The following is a 4019-nucleotide window of genomic DNA, read 5'->3' as shown; positions in this document are numbered from 1 at the left end:
TACCGCAGCAACGGATATGTACACCTGAAAAAAATCGCGTAACACAAAGCCTTACCCCTGCCGCCGCAGACGAGCAAGTGTCATGGCAGTGTCCTCGATCATATCCTCCTGCCCACCAACCATCCCACGACGTCCCATCTCAACAAGAATTTCCCGAGCTGACACGCCGTACTTCTTCTCGGCGCGCTTGGCGAATAGCAGGAACGAGCCATAAACCCCGGCGTAGCCCATGGTCAGTGCATCGCGGTCGCTGCGGATCGGGAAGTCCATGATCGGTACCACCAGGTCTTCAGCCACATCCTGGATGCCGAACACACTGACGCCGGTGTCGATACCCATGCGATCACACACCGCCACCAGCACTTCCATCGGCGTGTTGCCCGCGCCGGCACCGAGTCCTGCGCAGGCGGCGTCGATGCGATTGGCCCCGGCGGCAATCGCAGCAATGGAGTTGGACACACCCATCGACAGATTGTGGTGGCCATGAAAGCCAATTTCGGTCTCAGGCTTGAGGGCCGCGCGCATCGCCGTCACGCGAGCACTGACGTCGTGGGGCAGCAGATAGCCCGCCGAATCGGTCAGGTAGATGCAGTTGGCGCCGTAGCTTTCCATCAGCAAGCCCTGCTTGACCAGGCCTTCAGGGCTGTTCATGTGGGCCATCATCAGGAAACCGACGGTGTCCATGCCCAGGCTGCGGGCGTGCGAGATATGTTGTTCGCTGACATCGGCCTCGGTGCAATGGGTGGCCACGCGAATGGTATTGACCCCCAGTTCATGGGCCATTTTCAGATGATCGACGGTGCCGATGCCAGGCAGCAGCAGGGCTGAGACCTTGGCCTTTTTCATCAATGGGATCACTGCCGACAGATACTCTTCGTCGGTGTGGGCCGGGAAGCCATAGTTCACCGAGCTGCCGCCCAGGCCGTCGCCGTGGGTGACTTCGATCAGCGGCACGCCGGCCGCGTCGAGGCCGCAGGCGATGTCTTTCATCTGTTGCAGGCTGATCTGGTGACGCTTGGGGTGCATGCCGTCGCGCAGGCACATGTCGTGAACGGTGATGCTTTTGCCGCGAAGATCCATGGTCGACTCCTTATGCGTGAGCGGTTTGGGCAGTAGCGGTGAGTACCAGCTCGCCCTTGAGGATTTCCTCGGCGAACATCTCGGCGGTGCGCGCTGCGGCGGCAGTCATGATGTCCAGGTTGCCGGCGTACTTGGGCAGGTAGTCGCCCAGGCCTTCGACTTCCATGAAGATCGACACCCGATTGCCGTCGAACACCGGGCCGTTGACCAGCTTGTAGCCGGGCACGTAGCGCTGCACTTGCTCGATCATGGCCTCGATGGCGGCGGTGATCGCGGGCTGGTCGGGTTCGCTGGCGGTCAGGCAATGCACGGTGTCGCGCATGATCAGCGGCGGCTCGGCGGGGTTGATGATGATGATCGCCTTGCCTTTCTTCGCACCGCCGACCTTTTCCACGGCGCTGGCGGTGGTGCGGGTGAACTCGTCGATGTTTTTGCGGGTGCCGGGGCCGACCGACTTGGACGCGGCGGTGGCAATGATCTCGGCGTATTCCACCGGCTGCACGCTGGACACTGCCGCCACCAGCGGAATGGTGGCCTGACCGCCGCAGGTGACCATGTTGACGTTCATCACACCCAGGCCCAGTTGCGCCTTGAGGTTGACCGGTGGCACGCAATACGGGCCGATGGCCGCCGGAGTCAGGTCGATCATCAACACGCCCAGGGCATTGAGCTTGCGCGAGTTCTGGGCGTGGACGTAGGCCGACGTGGCGTCGAAGGCGATCTGGATCTGGTCTTCGAGGACATGCGGGAGCAATCCGTCCACGCCGTCTGCGGTGGTTTTAAGGCCCAGCTCGCGTGCTCGTGCCAGACCTTCGGAGGTGGCGTCGATGCCCACCATCCACACCGGTTCCAGCACCTCGCTGCGCATCAGTTTGTACAGCAGGTCGGTGCCGATGTTGCCCGGCCCGATCAGCGCGCATTTGATCTTTTTACTCATGGTTTTTTGGCTCCTGAAGAGGGAAGGGCGATTCACGGGACAAAGCGCAGGCTGGCTTCGCCCAGGCCGGTCATGGACAGGCTGATGTGGTCACCGGCGATCACCGGCACCAGCGGCGCCAGGGCACCGGAAAGAATGATTTCGCCACGGCGGAACGGGATGCCCAGCTCGCCCAGGGTATTGGCCAGCCAGGCCACTGCCGCGCAAGGATGGCCTTGCACCGCCGAGCCCAGGGCCGAGCCTGCCGGTTGGCCGTTTTTGCTCATTTGCATGTGCACCGCGGCCAGGTCCAGCGAGCGCGGGTCGATGCGCTGGGAGCCGAGGGCGAACACACCGCACGAGGCGTTGTCGGCCACGGTGTCCTGGATGCGGATCTGCCAGTCGTCGATACGCGAGTCGACGATCTCGAAGCACGGCACCACCCATTGGCTGGCGGCCAGCACGTCCTCGGCACGGATGCCCGGGCCTTGCAAATCTTCGCCGAGAATAAAGGCGATTTCGCCTTCGGCCCGGGGCTGTATCAGGTTGTAGCGGGCCAGGCTGACGTCACTGCCATCCTCGACCTGCATGGCATTGGTGAGGAAGCCGAAATCCGGTTGGTGGACATCGAGCATTTCCTGCACGGCGCGGCTGGTGACCCCGATTTTCTTGCCGATCACGTGCTCGCCGAGAGCTTCACGGCGCTGCAGGAACTGCAGGGAAATCCCGTAGGCCTGCTCCAGGGTGATCTGCGGATAGCGGCGGGTCAGGGGGGGCAGCGTCTGCCTGCTGCGCAGGGCGTTGAACAGCTCGTCACCGAGCGCGTTGATCAAATGGGCGTCCATGGCGAGGGCTCCAGAGGGGTGGAAGAAAAAAGGCCCGCCCCAACGTCATCAGGGGCGAACCCAAAGGAGTGGGTCAGCCGGGCCAGACCGACGAGTCGGCACCGCCATCGACATCAATGATCTTGCCGGTCACCCAGGCCGATGCGGGGCTGGCCAGGTACAGCGCGGCGGCGGCGATGTCTTGCGGGGTGCCCAGGCATTTGAGCGGGGTGTTGTTTTCCATGACCTGGCGCATGGCGGCAGGCATCACGCCGTTAAGTGCTTCGGTCAGGGTGGGGCCGGGGGCGACGGCGTTGACTCGGATTTGCGGCGCGAAGTCCTGGGCGAGCAGGCGGGTCAGATGGCTGAGGGCCGCCTTGGCCGTACCGTAGGCGCTGAAATGGCGCTGGGCATAACGCGCCGCCACTGAGCTGATATTGATGATGTTGCCGCCGCCGGCCTCGCGCATCAGCGGTACGCACAACTGGCAGAAGGCGTAGGTGGTGGCGACGTTGAAGTTCAGCACCTGGGCGAACTGCTCGGGTGTCATGGTCATCGGGTCATTGGGCCCGCCACCGCCGACGTTGTTCACCAGATGAGTGATCCGGCCCATGTGCTCGACGCTGTGGCGCACCAGTGCCTGGCGTTGCTCGGCATCGTTGACGTCGCAGGCGAAGGCCAGGGCGCGCCGACCGAGGGCGCGAACTTCCTCGGCCACGGCCTGCACTTCGTCCAGCGAACGTGCCGAGCACACCACATCGGCGCCGGCTTCGGCATACGCCAGGGCAATCGCCCGACCGATACCGCGGCCGCTGCCAGTGACGATGGCGACGCTGCCGTCCATTTGGAAACGCTGCAAAATACTCATGGCCCTTGCTCCGTGGGGTCGATTTTGGATGGGTTTACTATCACTGCGGTGATCGGGTTGGGCATCGTCTCAACGGACTAGCGGGGGGCTGGATGAGGTGGGTTGGTGTACATATCCGTTTCTTCGGTAACGGCCACCCATGGTTTCGCTCTTACTGTAGGAGCGAGCATGCTCGCGATGGAGGTCAACGATGACGCGGGAAGCCTGACTCCCCGCGGTGCTCTCAGGTTTTTCGTCGGAACGCCGCCCGGAGCATGCTCGCTCCTACGGGGCCCGCCGCGATGGGCCATCCCTGGCCCAGCGCGGCTAAACGGCATCCATGCCGGTTTAC

The 4019-nt window shown here is 63.3% G+C and carries 4 protein-coding genes; all 4 read right to left on the bottom strand.

The features are described from left to right. Positions 1-51: 51 nt before the first annotated feature. The gene (gene dmpG / locus PG5_RS07105) at positions 52-1080 is read right to left on the bottom strand and encodes a 4-hydroxy-2-oxovalerate aldolase (protein ID WP_020796431.1); all 1029 of its coding nucleotides are present in this window, start codon (positions 1078-1080) and stop codon (positions 52-54) included. A gap of 10 nt (positions 1081-1090) precedes the next feature. Further along, complete coding sequence (locus PG5_RS07100; protein WP_020796430.1) at positions 1091-2017, bottom strand: acetaldehyde dehydrogenase (acetylating); 927 nt, start codon at positions 2015-2017, stop codon at positions 1091-1093. A gap of 32 nt (positions 2018-2049) precedes the next feature. Next, on the bottom strand, positions 2050-2841 hold the full coding sequence (locus PG5_RS07095; protein WP_020796429.1) for a fumarylacetoacetate hydrolase family protein: 792 nt from the start codon (positions 2839-2841) through the stop codon (positions 2050-2052). 73 nt (positions 2842-2914) lie between these two features. Further along, entirely contained in the window at positions 2915-3688 is a 774-nt protein-coding gene (locus PG5_RS07090) for a glucose 1-dehydrogenase (RefSeq protein ID WP_020796428.1), read from the bottom strand. Between the last annotated feature and the right edge of the window lie 331 nt (positions 3689-4019).

Origin of the sequence: Pseudomonas sp. G5(2012) (assembly GCF_000408945.1) — a bacterium.
GTDB lineage: Bacteria > Pseudomonadota > Gammaproteobacteria > Pseudomonadales > Pseudomonadaceae > Aquipseudomonas > Aquipseudomonas umsongensis.
This window is presented reverse-complemented; position numbering and strand designations above follow the sequence as displayed.